Source organism: Rhodopseudomonas infernalis, from assembly GCF_022271405.1.
Taxonomy (GTDB): domain Bacteria; phylum Pseudomonadota; class Alphaproteobacteria; order Rhizobiales; family Xanthobacteraceae; genus Rhodopseudomonas; species Rhodopseudomonas infernalis.
Genome location: NZ_JAJNAL010000037.1, coordinates 26,253 through 50,899, shown reverse-complemented (window position 1 = coordinate 50,899; position 24,647 = coordinate 26,253). Strand labels below are relative to the sequence as shown.

General features: G+C 64.7%; 25 protein-coding genes. 8 read left to right on the top strand and 17 right to left on the bottom strand.

Annotation, left to right across the window (positions count from 1 at the left end):
* Window positions 1-36 precede the first annotated feature (36 nt).
* A complete protein-coding gene (locus LPW26_RS20520) occupies window positions 37-660 on the bottom strand; it encodes a class I SAM-dependent methyltransferase (protein ID WP_238737482.1) in 624 nt (207 codons plus the stop codon).
* Between the two features lie 303 nt (window positions 661-963).
* Between LPW26_RS20520 and ybaK the strand changes: the two genes are divergently transcribed.
* The 6 genes from ybaK to LPW26_RS20490 all read left to right on the top strand — a co-directional run bounded on the left by ybaK (window position 964) and on the right by LPW26_RS20490 (window position 6,985).
* The gene (gene ybaK, locus LPW26_RS20515) at window positions 964-1,443 is read left to right on the top strand and encodes a Cys-tRNA(Pro) deacylase (protein WP_238737481.1); all 480 of its coding nucleotides are present in this window, start codon (window positions 964-966) and stop codon (window positions 1,441-1,443) included.
* Window positions 1,444-1,657: 214 nt separating this feature from the next.
* Complete coding sequence (locus LPW26_RS20510) at window positions 1,658-2,146, top strand: GNAT family N-acetyltransferase (RefSeq protein ID WP_238737480.1); 489 nt, start codon at window positions 1,658-1,660, stop codon at window positions 2,144-2,146.
* Between the two features lie 223 nt (window positions 2,147-2,369).
* Entirely contained in the window at window positions 2,370-3,656 is a 1,287-nt protein-coding gene (locus LPW26_RS20505; protein WP_238737479.1) for an NAD(P)/FAD-dependent oxidoreductase, read from the top strand.
* Between the two features lie 208 nt (window positions 3,657-3,864).
* Entirely contained in the window at window positions 3,865-4,788 is a 924-nt protein-coding gene (locus tag LPW26_RS20500) for a DMT family transporter (protein ID WP_406677999.1), read from the top strand.
* A gap of 112 nt (window positions 4,789-4,900) precedes the next feature.
* Window positions 4,901-5,806 (top strand): DMT family transporter, encoded by a 906-nt coding sequence (locus LPW26_RS20495; RefSeq protein WP_238737477.1) that lies wholly within the window; start codon window positions 4,901-4,903, stop codon window positions 5,804-5,806.
* Window positions 5,807-6,013: 207 nt separating this feature from the next.
* Window positions 6,014-6,985 carry a Bug family tripartite tricarboxylate transporter substrate binding protein gene (locus tag LPW26_RS20490; protein ID WP_238737476.1) on the top strand — a complete coding sequence of 324 codons (972 nt, stop codon included), beginning with the start codon at window positions 6,014-6,016 and terminating at the stop codon, window positions 6,983-6,985.
* Window positions 6,986-7,061: 76 nt separating this feature from the next.
* On the opposite strand, the gene LPW26_RS20485 is transcribed toward LPW26_RS20490, so the two are convergent.
* Window positions 7,062-7,736 (bottom strand): hypothetical protein, encoded by a 675-nt coding sequence (locus tag LPW26_RS20485; protein WP_238737475.1) that lies wholly within the window; start codon window positions 7,734-7,736, stop codon window positions 7,062-7,064.
* A gap of 41 nt (window positions 7,737-7,777) precedes the next feature.
* Complete coding sequence (gene mbfA, locus LPW26_RS20480) at window positions 7,778-8,749, bottom strand: iron exporter MbfA (RefSeq protein ID WP_238737474.1); 972 nt, start codon at window positions 8,747-8,749, stop codon at window positions 7,778-7,780.
* A 176-nt stretch (window positions 8,750-8,925) separates the two neighbouring features.
* Between mbfA and LPW26_RS20475 the strand changes: the two genes are divergently transcribed.
* The gene (locus tag LPW26_RS20475; protein ID WP_238737473.1) at window positions 8,926-10,281 is read left to right on the top strand and encodes an esterase-like activity of phytase family protein; all 1,356 of its coding nucleotides are present in this window, start codon (window positions 8,926-8,928) and stop codon (window positions 10,279-10,281) included.
* A 137-nt stretch (window positions 10,282-10,418) separates the two neighbouring features.
* On the opposite strand, the gene LPW26_RS20470 is transcribed toward LPW26_RS20475, so the two are convergent.
* From LPW26_RS20470 to LPW26_RS20405, 14 genes are all read right to left on the bottom strand, one after another.
* On the bottom strand, window positions 10,419-10,760 hold the full coding sequence (locus tag LPW26_RS20470) for a hypothetical protein (RefSeq protein ID WP_238737472.1): 342 nt from the start codon (window positions 10,758-10,760) through the stop codon (window positions 10,419-10,421).
* 147 nt (window positions 10,761-10,907) lie between these two features.
* Window positions 10,908-11,063 (bottom strand): hypothetical protein, encoded by a 156-nt coding sequence (locus LPW26_RS20465; RefSeq protein ID WP_238737485.1) that lies wholly within the window; start codon window positions 11,061-11,063, stop codon window positions 10,908-10,910.
* A 105-nt stretch (window positions 11,064-11,168) separates the two neighbouring features.
* Window positions 11,169-12,758, bottom strand: a complete 1,590-nt coding sequence (serA, locus tag LPW26_RS20460; protein WP_238737471.1) for a phosphoglycerate dehydrogenase — start codon at window positions 12,756-12,758, stop codon at window positions 11,169-11,171.
* A 169-nt stretch (window positions 12,759-12,927) separates the two neighbouring features.
* Window positions 12,928-14,100 carry a phosphoserine transaminase gene (locus tag LPW26_RS20455; protein ID WP_238737470.1) on the bottom strand — a complete coding sequence of 391 codons (1,173 nt, stop codon included), beginning with the start codon at window positions 14,098-14,100 and terminating at the stop codon, window positions 12,928-12,930.
* A 207-nt stretch (window positions 14,101-14,307) separates the two neighbouring features.
* Window positions 14,308-14,601, bottom strand: coding sequence for a hypothetical protein (locus LPW26_RS20450; protein ID WP_238737469.1), 294 nt, complete (start codon window positions 14,599-14,601; stop codon window positions 14,308-14,310).
* A gap of 189 nt (window positions 14,602-14,790) precedes the next feature.
* Window positions 14,791-15,138, bottom strand: a complete 348-nt coding sequence (locus LPW26_RS20445; protein ID WP_238737468.1) for a hypothetical protein — start codon at window positions 15,136-15,138, stop codon at window positions 14,791-14,793.
* Between the two features lie 94 nt (window positions 15,139-15,232).
* Window positions 15,233-16,537 (bottom strand): methyl-accepting chemotaxis protein, encoded by a 1,305-nt coding sequence (locus tag LPW26_RS20440; RefSeq protein WP_238737467.1) that lies wholly within the window; start codon window positions 16,535-16,537, stop codon window positions 15,233-15,235.
* On the bottom strand, window positions 16,512-17,036 hold the full coding sequence (locus LPW26_RS20435; RefSeq protein ID WP_238737466.1) for a PAS domain-containing protein: 525 nt from the start codon (window positions 17,034-17,036) through the stop codon (window positions 16,512-16,514). Before LPW26_RS20435 ends, LPW26_RS20440 begins: the two co-directional genes overlap by 26 nt.
* Window positions 17,037-17,321: 285 nt before the next feature.
* The gene (locus LPW26_RS20430) at window positions 17,322-17,921 is read right to left on the bottom strand and encodes a glutathione S-transferase family protein (protein WP_238737465.1); all 600 of its coding nucleotides are present in this window, start codon (window positions 17,919-17,921) and stop codon (window positions 17,322-17,324) included.
* 79 nt (window positions 17,922-18,000) lie between these two features.
* Window positions 18,001-18,789: an outer membrane protein gene (locus LPW26_RS20425; protein WP_238737464.1), complete on the bottom strand. Its 789-nt coding sequence runs from the start codon at window positions 18,787-18,789 to the stop codon at window positions 18,001-18,003.
* A gap of 141 nt (window positions 18,790-18,930) precedes the next feature.
* Complete coding sequence (locus LPW26_RS20420) at window positions 18,931-19,776, bottom strand: outer membrane protein (protein ID WP_238737463.1); 846 nt, start codon at window positions 19,774-19,776, stop codon at window positions 18,931-18,933.
* A gap of 218 nt (window positions 19,777-19,994) precedes the next feature.
* Window positions 19,995-21,257, bottom strand: coding sequence for an MFS transporter (locus tag LPW26_RS20415; protein ID WP_238737462.1), 1,263 nt, complete (start codon window positions 21,255-21,257; stop codon window positions 19,995-19,997).
* 198 nt (window positions 21,258-21,455) lie between these two features.
* A complete protein-coding gene (gene glmM / locus LPW26_RS20410) occupies window positions 21,456-22,808 on the bottom strand; it encodes a phosphoglucosamine mutase (RefSeq protein WP_238737461.1) in 1,353 nt (450 codons plus the stop codon).
* A gap of 203 nt (window positions 22,809-23,011) precedes the next feature.
* A complete protein-coding gene (locus LPW26_RS20405; RefSeq protein ID WP_238737484.1) occupies window positions 23,012-23,221 on the bottom strand; it encodes a hypothetical protein in 210 nt (69 codons plus the stop codon).
* Between the two features lie 160 nt (window positions 23,222-23,381).
* Here LPW26_RS20405 and LPW26_RS20400 point away from each other — a divergent pair, with 160 nt between their 5' ends.
* Window positions 23,382-24,521: an alpha-hydroxy acid oxidase gene (locus LPW26_RS20400; RefSeq protein WP_238737460.1), complete on the top strand. Its 1,140-nt coding sequence runs from the start codon at window positions 23,382-23,384 to the stop codon at window positions 24,519-24,521.
* Window positions 24,522-24,647: the final 126 nt, after the last annotated feature.

Genomic DNA, 24,647 nt, shown 5'->3' with positions numbered 1-24,647 from the left:
GCGCTGCGCGCGCCCCGGAATGACCGTGGGTGGGAGTTACTGGGCGAGCTTGCGCGCCACGATGTAGTGCGCGTGGCGGTTGGTGCCGAAGGTCCGGCCATCTTCGATGGCGAAGCCGGCCGCGGCGATGGCGTGACGGAGTTGCTCGGCGCGCAGCACGGCGAAGCGGGGGATGAGGCCGGCCAGCTGCAGCGCAGGGATCGCGAGGCGGCGCATCACAAAATTCATGTCGCGGAAGCAGTATGTCTTGCTGATCAGCAGCCCGCCCGGCACGAGGTGCTGGTGGATCGCGCGCAGCGTCGCCGCCATGTCCGGCACGAGGTGCAGCACCAGCAAGGCGCAGATGGCGTCGAACGGCGCGCCGTCGAAGGCCTGCCCGGCGTCCGCCACAACGAAGTCCAGATTCGCCGGCGCCGGCTTGGCCTTGGCGATCCGGATCATTTCGGCGGAGCCATCGGTCGCCCTGTAGTGCGCGACATGCGGCGCGAGGCGGATCGCCGTGCCGCCGGTGCCGCAGCCGATTTCCAGGACGCGGTCCGTCGGCGACAATCGCGTGGCAGCGTCGGCCAGCATCGCATCGTAGGCAGCGACGTCCTTGATCGGCCGCGCCGCATAGCGCTCTGCCACCCTGTCCCAGAACTGCGTGCTGCGATCGGTCACCACGTGCGCTCCTTTGGCCCCCGGCTTGGGTGTAGCCCGCCCGGATGCGCGCGAGAACCACGGCGAAGGACGAAGGCCCAACCACCGTCATTCCGGGGCGCTCGCTCTTGGCGAGCGAACCCGGAATCTCGATGTTGTGGCAACGGCCGGTCGCAGAACAGTTCGGGATTCCGGGTTCGCGCTGCGCGCGCCCCGGAATGACGGGGGGTGGGGCTGGGAAAGGCAGGCGATTGCCCCTCGTGTGCCTGCCCTGCTACATCACCGCCACCGTATAAAGCCGCGCCAAAAATCCGGTCGACGCTCATGTCCAAATCCACCCGTGCGACGCAGATGCTGGAGAAGCTGGGCGTTGCGTTCAAGCTGCACAGCTACGAGTACGATCCGAATGCCGATGCGATCGGGCTGGCGGCGGCGGCGGCGCTTGGGGTGGAGCCGCGGCGGATGTTGAAATCGCTGATGGCCGAGCTCGACGGCAAGCCGGTCTGCGCGGTGATCGCTTCCGATTGCGAAGTCAGCATGAAGAAGCTGGCGAGCGCGCTCGGCGGCAAGAGTGCGAAGATGATGAAGCCGGCCGACGCCGAACGGCTGACCGGCTATCACGTCGGCGGCATCTCGCCGTTCGGCCAGAAGAAGCGCGTGCCGGTGGCGATCGACGAGGCCGCGCTCGCCGAGGCCACCGTGTATCTCAATGGCGGCCAACGCGGACTGCAGATCGAGATCGACCCGCGCGAGGCCGTCAAGGCGCTGGGTGCGGTGACGAAACCGCTGGCGGCGGGCGACTAACAACTCCGTCAGGTCCTTATTCACCAAAACTCCCGTGTCCCGGACAAGGTGCAGCGCGCAGCGCATTGCGCTGCGTCCGGGGCACAGTTGTTCCTGAACAAATCACTCCTGATCAAGACGCTCATCACTCCTAATCGCGACACTCCCTTGTTGTCGCCGATTGCTTCGGCGCGATGGCGCTCTATGCTTGCGTGACCATCGCAGGGGGCTCGCCATGATCGATACGGTCGCACAGCGCGGCGAGATTCGGGTGCTCGGCCCGGCCGACACCGATCGCTACTGCAATCACCTGTCGCGGCTCGACCCCGAGGCGCGGCGAATGCGGTTCTTCGCCGACGTCTCGGATTTCCACGTGCTGTTTCACGCCGGCGTGGCGCTGTCCGACGGACGCGTGGTGATCGGCTATGTCGAGGACGACGAGATCCGCGGCGCTTGCGAGTTGCTCGCCAGCGGCGAGGATCCGCATGGCGCCGAGGCGGCGTTCAGCGTCGAGCACGACTGGCGCCGCGCCGGCATCGGCGGCGTGCTGATGACCGCGATGATCGACGCGGCGCGGCAGCGCGGCGTGCAGCGGATCGAGCTGCAGTGCCTGAAGACCAACGTGCCGATGCAGGCGCTGGCGGCGCGCTTCACGTCGGACCTGCGCCAGATCGGCGACACCACGCTGGCCGTGCTGGACAACAGCGCGGCCGCTGCCGGCTGAGGCGCGGCCACGGCGCCACCCGAACGGCCGCCCCTACGAGCAACAGCCCTTCGACCAAAAGCCTCTTGCCAGCCCGCCCATTATATTCTTACATTCGAATTTATGAATATAATAACGTCCTGCCGATACGGCCGGACCCGCGCGCAGACACAACAAGCATCGGCAAACTGCGGCCGGACCCCAGGAAACGCAAAGCCGCGCACAGCGGCAAAGGAGAAGGCAGATGGCCCACATCCTGATCATGGGCGCCGGCCTCGGCGGCGTCGTGATGGCCTATGAGATGAAGGACCTGCTCGGCAACGACGACAAGCTCACCGTCGTCACCAAGGATCCGATCTATCACTTCGTGCCGTCGAATCCGTGGGTCGCGGTGAAATGGCGGACGCGCGAGGCGATCCAGGTCGATCTCGCGCCGACCTTCGCGCGCCGCGGCATCGACTACAAGGCGGTGCCGGTGACCAAGGTCGAGCCGGAGCAGAACCGCGTCGCGCTCGCCGACGGCAGCACGATCGACTACGACTTCCTGATCATCGCCACCGGCCCCGAACTCGCCTTCGACGAGATTCCCGGGCTTGGTCCGGACGGCTACACCGCGTCGATCTGCCATGTCGATCACGCAGTCGAAGCTTCGGAGCGGTTCGAGCAGTTCTGCAAGAACCCCGGCCCGATCGTCACCGGCGCGGTGCAGGGCGCGTCGTGCTTCGGCCCGGCCTACGAGTTCACCTTCATCCTCGACACCGAGCTGCGTCGCCGCAAGATCCGCGACCGGGTGCCAATGACCTTCATCACGCCGGAGCCGTATATCGGCCATCTCGGCCTCGACGGCGTCGGCGACACCAAGGGCCTGCTCGAAGCCGAGATGCGCCAGCACCACATCAAGTTCATGACCAATACGCGCCTCGCCAAGGTCGAGGACGGCAAGATGGTGGCCGAGGAAATCGCCGAGGACGGCTCGGTGAAGAAGACGGTCGAGCTGCCGTTCGGCTTCTCGATGCTGATCCCCGGCTTTCGCGGCATCGCACCGCTGCGCGGCATCGAGGGGCTGGTCAATCCGCGCGGCTTCGTCCTGATCGACAAGCATCAGCGCAACCCGACCTACGGCAACGTATTTGCGGTCGGCGTCTGCGTCGCGATCCCGCCGACCGGGCCGACGCCGGTGGCCTGCGGCGTGCCGAAGACCGGCTTCATGATCGAGTCGATGGTGACGGCCACGGCGCACAATATCCGCCAGATCCTCGACGGCCAGCAGCCGACCCATCAGGCGACCTGGAATGCCGTCTGCCTCGCGGACTTCGGTGACAGCGGCGTGGCCTTCGTGGCGCAGCCGCAATTGCCGCCGCGCAACGTCAACTGGTCGGCGTCGGGCGTGTGGGTGCACAACGCCAAGATCGCGTTCGAGAAGTACTTCCTGCGCAAGATGAGCCGCGGCGAAACCGAGCCGTTCTACGAGAAGGCGATGCTCGACATTCTGGGCATCGGCAAGCTGAAGAAGACAACCGAGTCGGTGTAGGCAGCCACGCGGCCGGGCGGAACCCGGCCGCTGCATGGGGCGGATGCTCGCGGCGGGGTTGCGAAAACGGCGGAATTGGTCACAACAGCACAGGTTCTGATCGCTCGGAACCTGCGCTTTCGATTGTCGAAATGACGCGTTCTCCAGGCGAACCGCTGTGCAACCGCCGGAGAGCGCGACAGCCGCCGTTCCCATAGCAAAGCAGCCGATCGTGACCACCGCCCCCCGCCCGCTCGCGCGTCTCGCCGACCAGCCCTACCTCCTGCTCAGCCTCACCTCGCTGTTCTGGGCCGGCAATGCCATCGTCGGCCGCTTCATCGCCGGCCACTTCCCGCCGGTGACGCTGTCGTTCCTGCGCTGGAGCGTCGCGTTCCTGATCGTGATTCCGTTCGCCTGGCGCCACCTCGTCGCCGACCGGATGATGATCCGCCGCCACATCATACTGATGGTGGCCGTGTCGGTGATCGGGATCAGCACCTTCAACACGCTGCAGTACACCTCGCTGCAATACACCACGGCCCTGAACGTGCTGCTGCTGCAATCGACCGGGCCGCTGTTCGTGGCGATCTGGGCGCTAATCGTGCTGCGCGTCCGGATGACTCTGGCCCAGGCGATCGGCGCGTTCGCCTCGATGATCGGCGTGTCGGTGATCATCCTGCACGGCAACATCGCCGAACTCGCCGCGATCGATCTGAACTACGGCGACCTGCTGTTTCTCGGCGCGATGGCGGCGTTCGGCCTGTTCACCGCGCTGTCGCAGAAGCGGCCGGCGATCCACGGGCTGTCGTTCCTCGCCTTCACGTTCGGCTGCGGCGCGCTGTTTCTGATCCCGCTGCTGATCTGGGAACTCTCGGTGAAATCAGCGCCGGCGTTCGATGTCACCAACGTCGCGGCGGTCGGTTACGTCTCGATCTTCCCGTCGATCCTGGCCTATCTCTGCTACAACCGCGGCGTCCGGCTGATCGGCGCCAATCGCTCGGCGCCGTTCTTCCATCTCGTTCCCGTGTTCGGCTCGGCGATGGCGATCCTGTTTCTCGGCGAACGGCCGCATCTGTATCACGCGGTCGGCTACGCCCTGGTGCTAGCCGGCGTGATCGTCGCGGCGCGCAGGCAGAAGACCGCCGCGGCCTGAGGGCAGCGCCGCCGGCCGCGGCCGTATTGCGCATGACGGCATTCCGCCGGAGGGCTTTGCGGCCCTGCCGAATTCGGGCATGGCTGGCACTCACTCCAACCGCCCGTGACGCTTGATCGCCCCGCTCCGCAAGGCTTTCGGCTGGATCTCCAACCAGCCCTATCTGCTGCTCAGCCTGACCTCGCTGTTCTGGGCCGGCAACATCGTGCTCGGCCGCGCCGTCGCCGGCCACATCCCGCCGGTGACGCTGTCCTGCGTGCGCTGGGTCGGCGCGCTGCTGCTGATGCTGCCGGTGGCCTGGCCGCATCTGCGCCGCGACTGGCGAAGGCTGCTGCTGCACTGGCGGCTGATGGTGGTGCTGTCGGCGACCGGCTTCGCGGTCAACAACGTGCTGTCCTATTGGGGGCTGCAGTACACCCAGGCGCTGAACGCGCTGCTGATGCAATCGTCGGGGCCGCTGTTCGTCGCGCTTTGGTCGCTGCTGCTGTTCGGCGTGAGGCTGACCTTCACCCAGGCGATCGGCATCGGGCTGTCGCTGCTGGGCGTGCTCACCATCATCCTGCGTGGTGATTTCGCCGCGCTGGCGCAGGTCGAACTCAACCGCGGCGACCTGATGGTCGCGGGTGCGCTGTGCGCCTTCGGGCTGTATTCGGCGCTGATGCCGAAGCGCCCGGCGACGCATCCGCTGTCGCTGATCACCGTCACCACCGCCGGCGGCGCGCTGCTGCTGCTACCCTTCGCGATCGCCGAATTCGCCGCCGGGGTGCGGCCAAGCGCCGATGTGGCGACGATCACGTCACTGGCCTATGTGGTGATCTTTCCCTCGGCGCTGGCCTATCTGTGCTTCAACCGCGGCGTCGCCCTGATCGGCCCCAACCGCGCCGCGCCGTTCCTGCATCTGATGCCGGTGTTCGGCTCGGTGATGGCGATCGTGCTGCTCGGCGAAAAGCCGGAACTGTTCCATCTGGCCGGCTACGCCATGGTGGTCGCCGGCGTTTTCATCGCAGCGAGGCGGTGAGAATCACAGCGTCATTCCGGAGCGCGCGCCCTTCGCGCGCGAACCCGGAATCCAGAAGTTGTGGAAACGCCGCAGTCGCAGAACTTATCGAGATTCCGGGTTCGCCGCTGCGCGGCGCTCCGGAATGACGTTGCCTGGGGCCTCGCCTTTTCACGGCGTTTCGCGCAGTCTGTCGGTCCAAGAACAAGACCATCCGGGAGGATTCTGATGCGATCGATCTGCGCCGCGATTGCGGCTGCCGTATTGTTGTCCAATGCTGCCTCGGGGCCGGCGCGGGCCGACACCACCTATCCCACCCGCAACATCACGCTGGTGCTGCCGTTCGCGGCGGGCAGCGGCACCGACACCACGACGCGGATCATTTCACAGAAGCTCGGCCAAGCGCTCGGCGTCGGCATGGTGATCGAGAACAAGGCCGGCGCCAACGGCATGATCGCCGCGACCTATGTGGCCCGCGCGCAGCCCGACGGCTACACGCTGTTCGTCACCACCAACACCACGCATTCGGCCAATCCGTATCTGCTGAAAAATCTCAGCTACGATCCGGTGAAGGACTTCGTTCCGGTGGCGCGCACCGGCGACCTGCCGTTCATGCTGGTGGTGCATCCCGACGTGCCGGCCAAGACGGTCGGCGAACTGATCGCCTACGCCAAGGCCAATCCGGGCAAGCTGACCTACGCGTCGGGCTCGTCGTCGGCGATCGTGTCCGGCGCGACCTTCGCCCGCAAAGCCGGGATCGACTTGCTGCACGTGCCCTACAAGAGTTCGCCGCCCGCCCTCAACGACGTCATCGGCGGCCGCATCACCATGATGTTCACCGACGTGCTCACCGGTCTGCCGCACGTCCAGGGCGGCGCGCTGCGTGCGCTGGCCGTCACCACCAAGGACCGCTCGCCGCTGGTGCCGGATCTGCCGTCCATGCAGGAAGCCGGCGTGCCGGATTTCGACATCACCTCGTGGCAAGCTTACTTCGCGCCGGCCGGCACGCCGAAGGAGGTGGTGACCAGGCTCAACACCGAGATCCGCAAGATCGTCGAAGATCCCGCCACCAAGGCCAAGCTCGCCACGCTCGGCATGGACGCGTTCTCCGGCACGCCCGAAGACCTCGGCAAATTCGTCGGCGATCAGCTGGTGCTGTGGGAGAAGCTGGTGCGCGAGGCGGGGATCGAGAAGCAGTAGACAGGCTCCGACAAATTCCTCTCCTTCTCCTCATTTTTGGAGAGGGAGAGGATAGCGAATCTTATATTTCCAGACGCTAGTCTTTCGTTTCAGTCGACTGTGCTCCGGAAGGCAAGGCGTCTTCCATCTCTCTTATCAAAACGAATAGATCGGCCGGCCAAAGGTCAACGTTCACTATCTCTCGCCCATTGTCCAATTCGGAATATTCCAGTCTGCGCCATCGGACGGTGGCACCATCATCGATACGAATTTTTCCGCCGTGCGACATGGCATTTCGAACGACACGAGCAAAATTCCAGATAGGAGGCCATGCTGCTGGCTTACCAAAGACGGTCTTTAGCAGGGGCTTTTTATCTTCTACGAAGGTCGTCAGCAATGATTGCCCTAGACTAAATATGAAATGCTCCAGAACGCCTAAATTCAGATACGAGTCTGGAGCAATTGGATCGGCAGCAAAGCACTCCAAAACGACCTCCCGCGGCCAACAATTGCAGACCATTGGTAGGATTGTTTCGTGCGGCGACCATCTAAGTCGGACATCACATGCTGCACCATCAAAGAGCGCCACATCACCCAGCCCCCATGGGAATGCACCTTTCCCGTGGTTGTTATAGACCTCGGCTGTAGTAGCGAAGGAATGAAGGGATGTGAGATACGTAGCTATCGGCTTGAGCGAATAATCTGAATCCACAAATCGCAAATAATTAGTTGACATATCAAAGATCTGACGGCGCCGATGGCCTAAAATCATTCTATTTGTCATCTACGAACCGACCTAAGAAGTGAGTAAAACTACGCCCCGCCGATCAATATCCCCACGGCCAGCACGATGACGCCGCCGAGCACGATCTGGAACACCGCCTGCATGAACGGGGTATCCATGTACTTGGCGCGGATGTAGGCGATCGCCCAGAGTTCGATGAACACTACGACGCCGGCGATCGCGGTGGCGATCCAGAACGCGTTGGCCCAGGTGTCGGGCACGAGATACGGCAGCGTGTGGCCGAGGCCGCCGATCGTGGTCATCAAGCCGCAGATGCCGCCGCGCAGCCAGGGCGAGCCGCGGCCGGTCATCGAGCCGTCGTCGGACAGCGCTTCGGCGAAGCCCATCGAGATGCCGGCGCCGATCGACGCCGCGAGGCCGACCAGAAAGGTCGGCCAGTTCTGGTGGGTGGCGAACGCGGCGGCGAACAGCGGCGCCAGCGTCGACACGGAACCATCCATCAGGCCGGCGAGGCCCGGCTGGACGTATTGCAGCACGAACATCCGCCGCGCGGTGTGGTCCTCGGCGCTGCGCGCGTCGGGCGTGAGGATGCGGTCGGTCAGCTGGTTGGCGCGCTGCTCGTGGCGCCTCTCGAACTCGGCGAGGTCGGTGAGCAGTTTGCGGATGCCGACGTCGGTGGCACGCTCGGCGGCGCGCTCATAGAAGCGCTGCGCCTCGTACTCCATGGTCTCGGCTTCCTTGCGGATGCGCTCGAGCGGCAGATTGCGCGTCAGCCAGATCGGGCGACGGCGGATGAACCCCTTGACGTCCTGGCGCCGGATCGGCGGCAGGTCGGGGCCGAAGCGCTGCTCGTACATCCGCAGCAGCATGTGGCGATGGCCCTTCTCCTGCTGGGCCATCTCGGTGAAGACGCGGGCGGAATCCGGATAGCGCTCGGTGAGGTCCTCGGCGAAGGCCAGATAGATCCGGCTGTCCTCCTCCTCGCCCGAAATCGCCACGGCCAGGATTTCGCGTTCGCTCAGGTCGGAAAACGCCTTCATCTGTGACAGCCCATGGTATTTTAGAATGATTCTAATCTGTACGCCGCCGACCGCCGGGAGTCAAAACCGGCCTGCGCATTTGGCCGCAGGGCTCGTCATCTCCGCGTCACCGATCCGTCAGGCGCCTGTGATCCGCCACCGCCAAAAGTCCGCGGACCAACAACAGGAGGCTGCTCATGCGAAAACTACTACTCGGCTCGGTCGCAATCCTTGCGCTGACGACGTCCGCCGCGCTGGCGCAATCCGAAGGCGAATTCCCGGCGACGCTGGCAGGCCACGCGGTGATGCCGGCCGCCTCGTTGATCGACGCCCCGGCGGATGCGCCGGCCGACCTCAAGACCTCGGGCAAGTACACCACCGGCAAGCGCGTCACCGAAACCGGCAGCATCGAGGGCAAGTCCAACGGCCGCCCGACCGGCGTGTCGCTGCCGTTCAAGGGCCAGCCGCTGCAGGGCCATTCCGGTATCAAGAAGATGGACGACGGCAGCTTCTGGGTGCTGACCGACAACGGCTTCGGCTCGCGCTACAACTCGGCCGACGTCATGCTGTTTCTGAGCCATCTGAAGATGGACTGGGCCGCCAGCAAGGTCGAGCGCGTCGCCACCGTGTTCCTGCACGATCCCGACAAGAAGGTGCCGTTCCGCATCGTCCATGAGGACACCGACAAGCGCTATCTCACCGGCGCCGATTTCGATCTCGAAGGTTTTCAGATCATCGGCGACCGGATCTGGATCGGCGAGGAGTTCGGCCCCTACATCATCGAGACCGACATGAGCGGCAAGGTGCTGAGCGTCACCGAGACGGTGGCCGGCGGCAAGCCGGTGAAGTCGCCCGACCATTGGTCGGTGCAGTCGCCGGGCGCGCCGGGCGCGAGCTACACGGGCGTCAACCTGCGCCGCTCCAAGGGCTATGAGGGCTTCGCCGCCTCCAAGGACGGCAAATTCCTGTACGGCCTGCTCGAAGGCCCGCTGTGGGACGCAGACAAGAAGGATTGGGAAAAGGTCGACGGCAAGGAAGCGTCGCGCATTCTCGAATTCGACGTCGCGCAGAAGAAGTTCACCGGCCGCTCCTGGACCTATGTGTTCGAGCAGAACGGCAACGCGATCGGCGACTTCAACATGATCGACGCCACCCACGGCCTGGTGATCGAGCGCGACAACGGCGAAGGCACCAAGGACAAGGCCTGCGCCGATGGCAAGACCGGCACCGACTGCTTCAACGACCTCGCCAAGTTCAAGCGCGTCTACAAGATCGAGCTGACCGATGCCGACGCCGGCAAGGCGGTGAAGAAGATCGCCTACATCGACCTGATGAAGATCCGCGATCCGGACAAGAAGGCGAAGAAGCCGCTGACCGACGGCGCGCTGGCGTTCCCGTTCTTCACCATCGAGAACGTCGACAAGGTCGACGATCGCCACATCATCGTCGGCAACGACAACAACCTGCCGTTCTCGTCGAGCCGCGATCCCAACAAGGCCGACGATAACGAGTTCGTGCTGCTCGAAGTCGCCGACTTCCTGAAGGCGAAGTAAGCGCGAGCATCGCGTCCTCACCACACGTCATGCCCGGCCTTGTGCCGGGCATCCACGGCTTGCTGCTGGAAATGCAGAAAAGGCGTGGATGGCCGGGACAAGCCCGGCCATGACGCGGGGATAGCTAAGTGCTCCGCTCAAACCGCCGGCGACATCCAGCGCGACAGGCGGGCGAACATGCCGGGCTCCACCGGCGGCGGCGTTTGGTCGACGGTGGAGCCGATGTGGCGGAGGAAGTGTTCGAGGAAGCGCTGATCACAACTGTCGGTGACGATGAGTTCGTCGTCGGCGGCGCCGATCACGACGTAATCATAGGCCATAGGCCCCACGAATGGCAGCGTCGGGGCGCTGGCGATGTCCTTGCTGATCACATACTCATCGGGATCGAGCCCGCGGGCGATCATCGTGCGGGTCAGCATGTTCAGATTGCCGACGAACTCCGGCTCGAACGCAACGGTTCCTCGCAACGATATCGGCATGCGCTCCCTTTCGGTGCCGCAGTCATGCCCCAGCATCCGGATAGTCGCCCCAACCTCGTCGCCGGTTCAAGCCGGCGTTGGACGGCGCCGGTCACGTCTGCGCGAAGACAATGCGATGCCGCAGCGCAGCATCGCTGAGCTGATCGGTCAGGCCGCCCTCACCTTGTTCAGGAAGTCATCGACCGCCGACTGCAGCGCGCCGGACTGGCCGTCGAGGCCTCGGGCGTGGGACAGCACCTGAGAGGCGGCGTCGCCGGTGGCGGACGCCGCGGCGCTGACGCCGCCGATGTGCTGGCTGATCATGGTGGGGCTGGTCCCGGACACAAGGTCGTTCGTGCAACCTCGCCCCCCAAAAACGAACATGCCCGGCACAAGGCCGGGCATGAGGGGGTTGACTGATGAACTGGCTCAGAACACCAGCGCTTTGGCCTGCTTGACCTGCGGCAGCGCCTGCACCTTGGCGATGACGTCGTCCGGCGCCGGGTTGTCGATGGTGACCAGCGCGATGGCGTCGCCACCCTGGCTGTGGCGGCCGAGGTTGAAGGTCGCGATGTTGACCTTGGCGTCGCCGAGCAGGCTGGCGAACTTGCCGATGAAGCCCGGCTTGTCCTCGTTGGTGACGTAGATCATCGACTTGCCGAATTCGGCGTCGACGCGGATGCCCTTGATGTCGACCAGCCGCGGCTTGCCGTCGGCATAGACCGTACCGGACACCGAACGTTCCTGCTTTTCGGTCGCGACCGTCAGCGTGATCAGGCTCTCGTAGTCGCTCTCGGCGGCGCGGACGACTTCGTCCACCACCATGCCGCGCTCCTTGGCGATCACCGGCGCCGAGACGACGTTGATGTCGCCCAGCATCGGCCGCAGCAGGCCCGACAGCACCGCGGAGGTCAGCGCCTTGATCTTCATCTCGGCGACCTGGCCCTCGTAGGTGATCGTCACCTTGGTGATGCCGGTCTCAGTGAGCTGGCCGGCGAACGAGCCGAGCTTCTCGGCGAGTTCGATGAACGGCTTCAGCTTCGGCGCTTCTTCGGCGGTGATCGACGGGAAGTTGACGGCGTTGGTGATGGCGCCGTTGAGCAGGTAGTCGCTCATCTGCTCGGCGACCTGCAGGGCGACGTTCTCCTGCGCTTCGGTGGTCGAGGCGCCGAGATGCGGGGTGCAGATCACGTTGGGCAGACCGAACAGCACGTTGCTGGTCGCGGGCTCTTCGGAGAACACGTCGAAGGCAGCGCCGGCAACCTGGCCGGACTTCAGCGCTTCGGCGAGCGCGGCCTCGTCGACCAGACCACCGCGGGCGCAATTGATGATGCGGACGCCCTTCTTCATCTTCGCAATGGCGGCCGCGTCGATGATGTTCTTGGTCTTCTCGGTCAGCGGGGTGTGCAGCGTGATGAAGTCGGCGCGCTTGAAGATGTCTTCGAGCTCGACCTTCTCGACGCCGATGTCCTTGGCGCGCTCAGGCGACAGGAACGGATCGAACGCGATCACCTTCATCTTGAGGCCGAGCGCACGGTCGGCGACGATCGAGCCGATGTTGCCGCAGCCGATCACGCCGAGCGTCTTGGCGGTGATCTCGACGCCCATGAAGCGGTTCTTCTCCCACTTGCCGGCCTGGGTCGAGGCGTCGGCGGCGGGGATCTCGCGGGCCAGCGACAGCATCATGGTGATGGCGTGCTCGGCGGTGGTGATCGAATTGCCGAACGGCGTGTTCATCACGATGATGCCCTTGGCGGTCGCCGCGGGAATCTCGACGTTGTCGACGCCGATGCCGGCGCGGCCGATCACCTTGAGCTTGGCGGCCTTCTCCAGGATCTTCGCGGTCGCCTTGGTGGCGGAGCGGATCGCGAGGCCGTCATAGTTGCCGATGATCTCGGCGAGCTTCTCTTTGTCTTTGCCAAGCGCCGGCTGGAAATCGACGTCGATGCCGCGATCCTTGAAGATCTGCACGGCGGCTTCCGACAGCGCGTCGGAAATGAGGACTTTGGGAGCGGTCATGGGATTTCTCCTTCACCCTCCCCTCGAGGGGGAGGGTCGGCGCGTAGCGCCGGGGTGGGGTGAAAGCGTCGAGAATGGAAACTGGAGTCCGAGGGCGGGGAGAGTCTGTCACCCCACCCCGCCGCACCTACGGTGCGTCGACCCTCCCCCTCCAGGGGAGGGTGAAGAACTAGGCCGCTTGCGACAGACCGGCCTTGGTGGTCTCGAACGCGTAGTCCAGCCACTGCGTCAGCGTGGCGACGTCGGCGGCTTCCACCGTGGCGCCGCACCAGATGCGCAGACCGGCCGGCGCGTCGCGATAAGCGCCGAGATCGTAACCGGCGCCTTCCTTCTCGACGACCGCGACCAGCTTCTTGGCGAAGTCGGCCTGGGCTTCGGCGGGCAGCGCGGTGATCGCCGGATCGACGACCTTGAGGCAGACCGAGGTGTTCGAGCGGATCGCCGGATCGGCGGCCAGGAAGTCGGCCCACTTGGCCTTCGCCTGCCAGTCGGTCAGCACCTTGGTGTTGGCGTCGGCGCGGGCGATCAGGCCGTTGAGGCCGCCGACCGACTTCGCCCAGTTGAGCGCATCGAGATAGTCCTCGACGCACAGCATCGACGGGGTGTTGATGGTCTCGCCCTGGAAGATGCCCTCGATCAGCTTGCCGCCCTTGGTCATGCGGAAGATCTTCGGCATCGGCCACGTCGGCGTGTAGCTCTCGAGACGCTCCACAGCGCGCGGCGACAGGATCAGCATGCCGTGCGCGGCTTCGCCGCCGAGCGCCTTCTGCCAGGAGAAGGTCACGACATCGAGCTTGGCCCAATCCAGCGGCTGCGCGAAGGCGGCCGAGGTGGCGTCGCAGATCGTCAGGCCTTCACGGTCGGCCGCGATCCAGTCGGCGTTCGGGACGCGAACGCCGGAGGTGGTGCCGTTCCAGGTGAAGATGACGTCGGTGTTGCAATCGACCTTGGAGAGGTCGGGAATTTCGCCGTAGCCCGCCTTGAGCTTGGTGACGTTCGGGAGCTTCAGCTCCTTGGTGACGTCGCCGACCCAGCCGTCGCCGAAGGATTCCCAGGCGAGCGTGGTGACGGGACGCGGCCCGAGAAGCGACCAAAGCGCCATCTCGACGGCGCCGGTGTCGGATGCAGGGACAATGCCGATCTTGTAGTCGGCAGGAACTTCAAGCACTTCGCGCGTCAGATCGATCGCGAGCTTGAGCTTGGCCTTGCCGACCTTCGCGCGATGCGAGCGGCCGAGCGGGGCGTCCTTGAGATTTTCGGGGGACCAGCCGGGGCGCTTGGCGCAGGGGCCGGAGGAGAAATTAGGCGTAGTGGGCCGCAATGCGGGCTTCGTAGCAGTCATCATCTATCCTTCCAGATAGCTGCCTCTCGGTGGGGAGAGGTTTCCCGCCGCTGGGGATAGTCCTTTGGGGCCGAATGTCAAGGATGTCGCAGTTCCGGAAGATTCCGGACAAGCAAAAGTTGCCCCCTGTCCGGCGCGGACCGGGAGCTCCACACATGAAAAGCGAGCGGTGAGAGACTCACCGCTCGCTTGGTATCGGATGGGTTGTTATCGGCCTGTGCCGGAGCCGGCTGCGCCAGAACTGCCCGTGGTGGCTTCGGCCGCGCCGGCGCCGGTCGAAGTGCCGGCGGCTGCAGCGCCGCTCGACGTCGAGTTCGGCACGGCGGTGACCGAGCCGACGTTGGACTCGCCGCCCGTCGAGCCTTGCGAAGCGGCCTCACCGCCCGCCTTGCTGGCCGAGTTGGCGGGCGACATGGTGGTGCTGGTCTGCGCCGAGGCAAGTGCGGTCGAGGCCAGCAACGCGGCGGCGACGACGGCAGTCATGCGAAACTTGGATTGCATCGTGAGCTTCCTTCCCTGTGTGACGTGGTTGTTCAATCCCAGGCAGAACGACCCGTTCCTCACGCGCGCAGCGTCAATGCATCACACGTCACAACTGATCAGCAGCGGAACGCAAACGTGATCCAGCGCGAAGCAATGCCGCGCCGTAGCAGTCAGCGTCTGTTAGTTCGCTCTTCGGACGATGAAACGTCAGCGACCGACCGGGCTTGGGAAACCAGGTGACGTCGGGCTGTCGCCCGGCAATCCGCTGGGCGAGGCGCCGCTGCCGATCGTGCCCGGAGAGGATGTGTTCGGCACACCCGGCTGATTGATACCCGGGCTGTTGAGGTTCGAGCCGGTCGTGGTTCCGGTCAGACCGGTTCCCGTCGCCGATGTGCTCGAGCCGCCCGGAGCCGAACTGATCCCCGCGCTGCCCGGGCTCTGCGCTCCCGTCATCGGATCCACCGCGACGCCCGAGCCCGGCATTGGCGCCTGGGCGCGAGCGGCCGAGACCGACAGCAGAGCGACGATGAGCGTGGTTGTTGATAGCAGGCGCATGGTAGATCTCCCGTTTGCCAGGCGGGAGAAACCGGCGCCTACCGATGCCGTTCCGCGTGGCCGCGCAGTCGCGTTGTCGCGACGCGCTCGGCAGCTATGCCACTTTGGCGATGAACTGCCGGACTTCGCTGCGCAACGTCTCGACTTCGTGAGCGATCTTGCCGGACGCATCGCTGACACGCGAGGCGATCCGCCCGGTATCGTCGGCCGCCTGGCTGATGCCGGATATGTTGCCCGAGACTTCGTTGGTGCCGTTCGACGCCTGCTGGACGTTGCGGGCGATCTCGCGTGTGGCCGCGCCCTGCTGTTCCATCGCGGCCGCGATGGTGTTGGACACTTCGCTGATCTCGGCGATGCGTCGGCCGATCGCCTCCACCGCCTGCACCGATTGTTCGGTGATCTGCTGCACCTCGGTGATCGCGGCGGCGATTTCCTCGGTCGCCTTGGCGGTCTGGCTGGCCAGCGTTTTGACCTCGGAGGCGACGACCGCAAATCCCTTGCCGGACTCGCCGGCGCGCGCCGCTTCGATCGTGGCGTTCAGGGCCAGAAGATTGGTCTGCGCCGCGACCGCGTTGATCAGCTTGACGACGTCGCCGATCCGCTGCGCCGCATCGGCGAGCGCACGGATCTTCTCGTTAGTCTGCTGCGCTTCGTCGACCGCGTGATGAGTGGCCGCCGACGACAGCGTCACCTGACGGGTGATCTCCACGATCGAGGCTGATAATTCTTCGGTAGCGCTCGCGACGCTCTGCACATTGGCGGAGGCTTCCGAAGACCCTGTGGCGACGCCGCTGGACTGCCGGCTGGTTTCTTCCGCGGCCGCAGCCATCGCCGACGAGTCCGACCGCAGCTCCACCGCGGCGCCGGCCAGCGCCTCGGCGACGCGGTCCATGTTGGCGGCGAAACTCTGCGCCTGCTGGGCGGTGCTGCGCACGCGGCGATCCATCGAGTCGGTGCCGCTGTTGATGACGTCGGCGGCGATGCGGAAGGAGCCGGGCAGACCGCGCGTCAGCACCTTGCGGAAGCACTTGCCGTGCGAGGCATATTCCATCGACGCCGAAGCCTCGCGAACGAATGCGTCCACGATATCCAGCGCGTCGTTGATGCCGGCCTGCGCTCGGCCGACCTCGCCGCCATCGCGGGGGCCCATGACACGACCTTCGAGATCGCCGCGCTTGGCGCCCTCGCAGATGTCCGCGACCTCGCGGACAGCGGCGGACGCGCGCAGCGTCCACCAGATCGCGGCTCCGATCGCCAGCAACGCCGGCATCATCCCGATTGCTTCGACCACATAGCCGAACGGGCCGAACGCGAACCGCAACCCGCCGAGCGCGACGGTGGCGATCAGCGCGCCGAACAGGGCGATCAGCGCTTTAGACAGAGAAGATGAATTCGTCATAACCCACACCCTGCTTTTTCAGCATATCCGTCAGCATCGCGTAGCCGCTCATCATACCGTCCTTGGCGTTGCGATGGCGGTTCTCCTCCTCGCGGATCCGCGCATAGAGCGGCTCGATCTTGGCGAGTTGATCGCGCGTTGGCTTGCGGCGATTGGAGTGGAATCCGACGACGTTGCGCTGCGCATCCAGAGTCGGCGTGACGTGGGCGAACACCCAGTAGTGATCGCCGTCGCAGGCCATGTTCACCACATAGGCGAAGATTTCCTTCTTCTCCTGGATGGTGTCCCAGAGCAGCTTGAAGATGGTGCGCGGCATGTCCGGATGCCGGATCATGCTGTGCGGCGCACCGATCACTTCACCCCGCGGATACTTCGACAGCCTGATAAAGACGTCGTTGGCGTAGGTGATGTGACCTTTGAGATTAGTCTTGGAGACGATCAATTCTTCCTCGCCAAACGGGCATTCGACGCCCGTCGGCTTGATCTGCGGCCTGGCCATTGCGCGTAGTTCCTCAGCAGGCGGATGCACGATTCGACTCGCGCATCGATTTCGATGTCACTGACAGTCGGCGACAAATCGGAAGATGCTTCCATCTGATTACCCGAGACTTAAAGAGCGCGTCCCGTACGATTACCAGTGTCCAGGATTGAACGCGCCGCGCTGAGGTCGCGCACTGCAAGCCCCTGCAGGACAATTCAAAATCGGACCGTCATGGCGACGTGACGATCGCCGGACACATCCTCGCGCCGCGCGGCCGGATCGCGATGGCGTCAGGGCCCATGCTCACCCGGTGCCGCCGACGGGCGCAAGGCGGAGCGTGCTTTCGGCATCGCCGATCCAGCGCCGCACAGCGGGATAGTCGTGCAGCGAGAAGCCGCCTTCGGGGGCGAGCCGCGTATAGGCCAGCAGCGCCACGTCCGCCAGCGTGGGCCGCGCGCCGGTGAGGAACATGGAGCCCGCGAGCTGCCGCTCCATCAAAGCAAGTGCCGCATGCCCACGCTTGACCCGATCGGGATCGAGCGCGGACGCCGGCTTGCCGAGATACACCATCTGATAACGGCATACCGCGATATAAGGCTCGTGGCTGTACTGCTCCCAGAACAGCCACTCGTCCATCTTGGCGGCGAGATAATGCTCAGCCGGCACCAATGCACTGTCGCGCGCGAGAAAGCGGATGATCGCGTTGGACTGCGCCAGCGGCCGGCCGTCGCTCAGCACCACCACGGGCACCTGCCCGGCGGGATTGAGGGCGAGAAACTCCGGCGACCGCGTCTCGCCCTGCATCGTATCCACGGCGATCCATTCGTAGGGCAGCGACAGCGCATCGCACACCCACTTCACCTTCAGACAATTGCCCGAATTGAGATCGCCATAAATTCGCATCGCCGCCCCTTTTTGGTTTGCGGCGTAGTCGAACAGCAGCAGCGCGCTCCGTCAATCCACGGATCGATGCCGGTCGTGATCAGAACTTGTAGCCGACGCCGCCGCGCACCGTGGAGACCGCGGTGTTGATCGGCGCGGCGAACTTCTGATACTCCCACTCGGCGCGCACGAACAGGCCGCGATACACCATCATGTCGACACCGAGACCCGCCGAATAGCCGTAGATGAAGTGGCTGTTCTGAACCTGGCCTCCGCTGAGCATCCAGGTGCCCCCGGAATCCGTACCGATAATGCTCGCCGATTGAACGATGTCCGCCTGTCCGAGAGCCACGCCGCCGAACGCGTAGGGCAGAAAGCCGCCGAACGCCCAGCCGGCGCGCAGACGGGCAGACCCGACGTCGTGGACTTTGATGCCTGCGTTGGCGCCGTAGATCGCGCCGTAGGTCACACCGTTAGAGGCCATCTGCCGGCCCATCGATCCGGACATCGAACCGCCGAACGTTCCGTGCATGTAGTTGGCTTCGATGCCGAGCACGACGTCGTCCCACTGCGCGTTATAGCCGACGAAGCCGCCCCAGCCCTGGCCGTGCGATGAAGCCTTGCCGAGCACCGGCCACGACGATACCCCGAGAACGCTCTCCACTGCGGTATTCGTCAGCAGATTGGCAGCAACGCCCTGCGTCGAATTCGTGAAGTCCATATCCGAGGTGCCGTAGCCGGCCTGGCCACCGACATAGAAACCCTGCCAGTTGACGACGCCGGGCGTATCGACCACCGCGCCGCGCAGTGCGCCGAACTCGGGCAGGTCGGCCGCCTGAGCGCCGTGCGCCACCATGATCATCGCCGCAGCAACCCACACTCCACGCATCGCAACGCTCCTCGACCACCGGGTACGAAGCGATCATCGCCTGTTAACCTTAATCAATCCTTGTCAGTACAGCTTCTCGCCAAACAAAAACGGCGCGGGAAGCTCCCGCGCCGTTAATCAGTCTTAAGAAACGAGGGGCGCTCAGCCCTTGCGCATCAGCGGCGGCGGCGGCGCGTACATCGGCGCCGAGTCCAGATTCCAGCGCACGCCGAGCTTCACATCGTGCGAGGTGATGTCCTTGAACTTGAAGCTGTTGTTGGTGGTGTTGCCCACGTAGTCAGACAGCGCACCGGTGTAGCCGTCGCCGAGGTTGAGGTAGCTGTAGGCGAGTTCGAGCGTCAGGTTCGGATTGACCTTGTAGGCCAGACCGGTGTGCAGCGCCCAGGCCAGATTCCATTTCGACGCGGTCGGAGCGCTGGCGAAGCTGGTGGTCGAGAACGGCAGGTTATTGATGCCGGTGTCGGTGAAGCCCGCCATCGTGACGCGCGCGGCGCCGACGCCGGCGCCGATGAACGGCGTCACGCACCACCAAGTACCGAGATCGACGTAACCGTTGGCCATCACCAGCCATTCGGACTTGCTGGCGCCGTAGTTGTCGATACCGCTGTAAGGCGTGCCGAACGACGTGCCGGTGAATCGGTCGGTGCCCTTGAAATTCGAATTGCCGCGATACTGGCCGACGACGTCCGCGCGGAACCAGTTGTTGAACTGATAACCGACACCGATGCCGTAGATGCCGGCGGCGTCGAAGCTGGTCTGCTGGTCGAACGAGGTGAGCTGCGAATAGGCCGAGTCACGACCGTAGCGCAGATCCTTGACCTGCTGGTTGCTGAAGCCGATATCGCCGCGGAGATACCAGCCGCCGAAGTCTTCCACCGGCGGCGGTGCGTAAGCCGGCGGCGGGGCAATGGGCATATCTGCCGCGAAGGCCGCCGAGCACATCATCGAAGCCGCTCCGGCGGCCAAAATCTTCGTCACGCTACGCATTGGCTTCGTCCCTTTGGTCCAATGATGATCAACGGAAGGCCCCCGCACCCGGAAACCTTTGAATAGACGATGCCAGCAATTCCTTAAGCGCCACTTAACCCTAATTCTTAAGGTTGATATTTGGTATCAATCCGGTCTTGGGACGATGAGTCATCGCCCGATGACTCACAAAACGTTAGGATGGGTGATGTCTTCTGTTGGACCGCCAGGGCGCCGAGCTAGTGCGCGTGGCGCGGCATCTTCGGCAGCAGCACCGCGAGCAGGCCGAGTGCGGGCAGGAACGAGCAGACCTGGTACACGAAGTCGATGCCATAGTGGTCGGCCACCTCGCCCAGCGCCGCCGCGCCGAGGCCCCCGATGCCGAAGGCGAAGCCGAAGAACACCCCCGAGATCATGCCGAACCGGTGGGGCATCAATTCCTGCGCGAACACGATGATCGCGGGCGTTGCGGACGCCAGGATGAAGCCGATGAACACGGTCAGCACTGCACTTGCGTACAGCCCGGCGTAAGGCAGCGCCAGCGTGAAGGGCAGGATGCCGAGGATCGAGAACCAGATCACATAGCGCCGGCCGAACCGGTCGCCGAGCGGGCCGCCGAAGAACACCCCGGCCGCGGTGGCGGCGAGGAAGATGAACAGGAACATCTGCGCGGTCTGGGTCGAGACGTGGAATTTCCCGATCAGGTAGAACGTGTAGTAGCTCGACAGGCTCGACAGATAGAGCTGCTTGGAAAACAGCAGCGCCACCAGCACCACCAGCGCGACCATCACCCGGCGGCGCCCCGGCGCATGCGGATGCGGGCTCACCACCATCCTCTTCTTGCCGGCGACCTGCGGCTTGTACCACATGCCGATCCGCCACAGCACGAGGATGGCGACGAACGCGATCGACGAGAACCAGGCGATCGACGGCTGGCCGAACGGCACCACGATCAGCGCCGCCAGCACCGGGCCGAGCGCCGTGCCGGCATTGCCGCCGACCTGGAACACCGATTGCGCCATACCGTGCCGGCCGCCGGAGGCGAGCCGCGCGATCCGCGCCGACTCGGGGTGAAACACCGCGGAGCCGAGGCCGATCATCGCCGCAGCGACCAGGATCACCGCGTAGGAATGCGCGACGCTGAGCAGCAGCAGCCCCAGGAAGGTCGAGCCCATGCCGATCGCCAGCGAGAACGGCTGCGCCTTCTTGTCGGTCATGTGCCCGACCACCGGCTGCAGCAGCGACGCGGTGAACTGGAACGCCAGCGTGATCATGCCGATCTGGCCGAAATCCAGCGCGTAGTTCGCCTTCAGGATCGGGTACACCGACGGAATCAGCGACTGCATGGTGTCGTTGAGGAAATGCGAAAAGCTGATGCCGCCGAGCACCACATAGGCAGGCCCCGCCGACGGCGGTGCGGCCGACGTATTTTCGGGCAGTGCCGTGTCAGGCGCCGCCACCGGGGCAGCGTGATCCACGTCGACGTCGACCGGCTTGTTCACGGCGGAGTTTCCTGAGCAACGAGCGGAGCCATCAGGCGCCGACAAACAAAAAGACGGCCGGCAAAGCTGCCGACCGTCCGCAAACTAGAACTCCCGGCATTCGTACGCCAGCCATGATTCGCCATGGCTGAGATGCAACCAGGCCGAGATACGACAGGCGACGATGCGACGCGGACTACGCGTGCGCCGCAGCGATTACTACGCGGCGGCGGCCGCGGCGTTGCCGACCGCGTCGACGATGCTGTCGACGACGTCCTCGACCAGCTCGCGATCTTCGCCCTCGCCCATCACCCGGATCACCGGCTCGGTCCCCGACGCCCGGATCAGCAGCCGGCCATGGCCGTTGAGCTTGGTTTCACCGGCATGGATCGCCGACTGCACACCGGCATCGTCGAGCGGACGGCCGGCGCGATAACGGACGTTTTTCAGGATCTGAGGCAGCGGATCGAAACGATGGCAAACCTCGGACACCGGCCGGCCCGACTTCTGCACCACCGCCAGCACCTGCAGCGCGGCAACGAAGCCGTCGCCCGTGGTGTTGTAATCGGACAGGATGATGTGGCCCGAGGACTCGCCGCCGACATTGTAGCCGCCCTTCAGCATCGCCTCGAGCACGTAGCGGTCGCCGACCGATGTGCGGACCAGTTCGATGCCTTCGGAGGCCAGGAAGCGCTCGAGGCCGAGATTGGACATCACGGTCGCGGCGACGCCTGGCTTGGCGAGGCGGCCATCTTCCTTCCAGCTCTGGGCAATCACCGCCAGCAACTGATCGCCGTCGACCACATGGCCGCGCTCGTCGACCATGATGACTCGATCGGCATCGCCGTCGAGCGCAATGCCGATGTCGGCGCGCATCTCGCGAACCTTGCGGCACAGCGCTTCGGGGGCGGTCGAGCCGCATTCCTTGTTGATGTTGAAGCCGTCCGGCTCGACCCCGATCGAGATCACGTCGGCGCCGAGCTCCCACAGCGCCTCGGGCACCACCTTGTAGGCGGCACCGTTGGCGCAATCGACCACGACGCGCAGCCCGTCGAGCGACAGGTCCCGCGGCAGCGTGCGCTTGGCGAATTCGATGTAGCGGTCGCGGACGCCGTCGATACGGCGGGCGCGGCCGAGGCCGGCGCTCTCCGACAGCTTCTTGTCGAGCGACTCGTCGATCAACTGCTCGATCTGCTTCTCGACGTCGTCACTCAGCTTGTAGCCGAGCGGCCCGAACAGCTTGATGCCGTTGTCCTCGAACATGTTGTGCGATGCGGAAATCATCACACCGAGATCGGCGCGCATCGACTTGGTCAGCATCGCCACCGCCGGCGTCGGCATCGGGCCGACCAGCATCACGTCCATGCCGACCGAGGTGAAGCCGGCCACCATCGCGTTCTCGATCATGTAGCCGGACAACCGCGTGTCCTTGCCGATCACGACGCGATGGCGATGATCGCCGCGCTGAAACACCAGCCCGGCAGCCTGCCCCACTTTCAAAGCGAGCTCCGGCGTGATCAGGCCATTGGCGCGGCCCCGGATCCCGTCCGTCCCGAAATATCTGCGGCTCATTGATGTCCCCCGCCAGGCCACGATTGGCGTCCGCAGCCGATGTCCGGCCGGCGCCACGTGGCGAAACCCCGCTTATAGGGCCAATCTAGCGGCCGGCCCTTCAAAAAATATAAAGAATGATTACGCGCTGCGGACCCGGGTCCGCAGCGCAAGCTGTTGAAAACGATCGATTTCCGCCCCGGGACGATGACGAATCGAGGGCCTTAGGACTTGCGCTTGCTGTCGCCGTCCGGCTTCGAGGGGGCGGGCTGGGTCGCGCTGATTGGATCGGACCCCGGAAAAGACTCTTCCAGCGCCTCGTTCAGCTCGGCGTCCTTTTCGGTCTTCTCGGTGGTGCTGTGCTTAATCGGGGCGCCGGCGGTTTTCTCGACGGTCGTCTTCTCGGTCTTTTCGATAATTTTGGTGTCGGCCATGTTGTGGCTCCTGCTCCATGGGGGGATCTTGGGGAGGAAACGCATGGGAACCCGCGCTGTTCCAGCGGCGGACCGGCGCAGCGTTCCCGCCCATGTTGCGCGCCGCTGCGGCGTGCTAGAGGACGCGACGCGCAGAAACGGACCAGGGGCGGCAACGTTCATGAAATACATCACCTGCATCGAGGACCTTCGCCAGATTCACAAGCGCAAGGTGCCGAAGATGTTCTTCGACTATGTCGACCACGGCTCCTACGCGGAGGAGACGCTCCGCGCCAATGTCGACGACCTCAAGCGGATCAAATTCCGGCAGCGCATTCTGGTCGACATCTCCAAGCGGGACCTCTCGACCACCATCATCGGCGAGAAGGCGGCGATGCCGCTGATCCTCGCCCCGGTCGGCTCGACCGGCATGCAATATGGCGACGGCGAGATCCACGCCTGCCGCGCCGCCCATGCCGCCGGCATCCCCTACACGCTGTCGACGATGTCGATCTGCTCGATCGAGGACGTCGCGGCGAATGTCGACAAGCCGTTCTGGTTTCAGCTCTACGTGATGCGCGACCGCGGCTTCGTCAAAGCGCTGATCGAGCGCGCGATCGCCGCCAAGTGCAGCGCGCTGGTTCTGACGGTCGACCTGCAGGTGATCGGCCAGCGCCATCAGGACATCAAGAACGGCATGACGGTGCCGCCGGAAATCTTCCGGCCGAAGAACCTGATCGACATCGCCACCAAGCCCGGCTGGGTGAAGGGCATCCTCGGCGGCAAGCAGCGTAACTTCGGCAACATCGCCGGCCATCTGCCCGGCTCGAAGGACCTGGAATCGGTGTCCGCCTGGGTCGCGTCGCAATTCGATCCGTCGCTGAACTGGAAGGACATCGACTGGATCCGCTCGATCTGGCCGGGCAAGCTGATCATCAAGGGCATCCTCGACGTCGAGGACGCCCGCGAGGCGGTCAAGGTCGGCGCCGAGGCGCTGGTGGTGTCGAACCATGGCGGCCGCCAGCTCGACGGCGCACCGTCGTCGATCGAGGTGCTGCCGGAGATCGTCCACACCGTCGGCTCGCATATCGAAGTGATGTTCGACGGCGGCATCCGCTCCGGCCAGGACGTGATGCGCGCGCTGGCGCTCGGCGCCCGCAGTTGCATGATCGGCCGCGCCTACATCTACGGCCTCGGCGCGTTCGGCGGCCCGGGCGTCGCCAAGGCGATCGACATCATCAGCAGGGAGCTGTCGACCACGATGGGCCTGTGCGGCGTCAATTCGATCAACCAGATCGACGAGAAGGTGCTGGCGGAGTAAGCGGCCAGCAAACAACGCTCGCCATCCGTCATTGCGAGCGCAGCGAAGCAATCCAGCTCCGTGCACCGAGCTGGATTGCTTCGTCGCTTCGCTCCTCGCAATGACGGGGAGAGAACAGCGGCAAAA